The 617-nt window shown below is 64.7% G+C and carries 1 protein-coding gene; it reads left to right on the top strand.

Annotated elements, in window-relative coordinates:
* On the top strand, positions 1-617 hold a 617-nt coding region (locus ACH107_RS33370), incomplete at both ends, for a major capsid protein (RefSeq protein WP_412509865.1).

Below are 617 nucleotides of genomic sequence, written 5' to 3'. Positions count from 1 at the left end.
GCTGGGCGTCTCGGACGCCGCCGATCCCCTGGTCGAGGTGATGAACCGCAAGCTGACGCTGATGCGCCGCAAGCATGCCCAGACCCGCGAATACATGGAGATGAACGCCCTGCGCGGCATCGTGAAGGACGGCGCCGGCACCACGCTCTACGACTACTTCACCGAGTTCGGGCTCACCCGGATCTCCGTCGACTTCGTCTTTGGCACCGCAGGCACCAACATCCAGGCCAAGGTGCGTAATGTGCTGCGCGGCATCGAGGACAACCTGCTGGGCGAGACCATGACCACCGCCCATGCGCTGGTCAGCTCGGAGTTCTTCGACAAGCTGATCAGCCATCCCAAGATCGAGGACGCCTACAAGTTCTACGCGGCCACCGGCGGCCAGCCGCTGCGCGACGACATGCGCCGCGCTTTTCCCTTCGCAGGCATCCTCTTCGAGGAATACAACGGCTCCGTCACGCTCTCGAACGGCACCTCGGAGCGCCTGATCCCCGTGGGCGAGGGCATTGCCTTCCCGATGGGCACCTTCGACACCTTCACCACCTATGGCGGGCCGGCCAACCTTCTGGAGACCGCCAACACCGTGGGGCTGCCGCTCTATGCGCGCCAGATGATCG

This window comes from Roseovarius halophilus (ex Wu et al. 2025) (assembly GCF_047086965.1).
The sequence above is the reverse complement of the archived record's forward strand: the minus strand, read 5'-3'. Positions and strand labels throughout refer to the sequence as shown.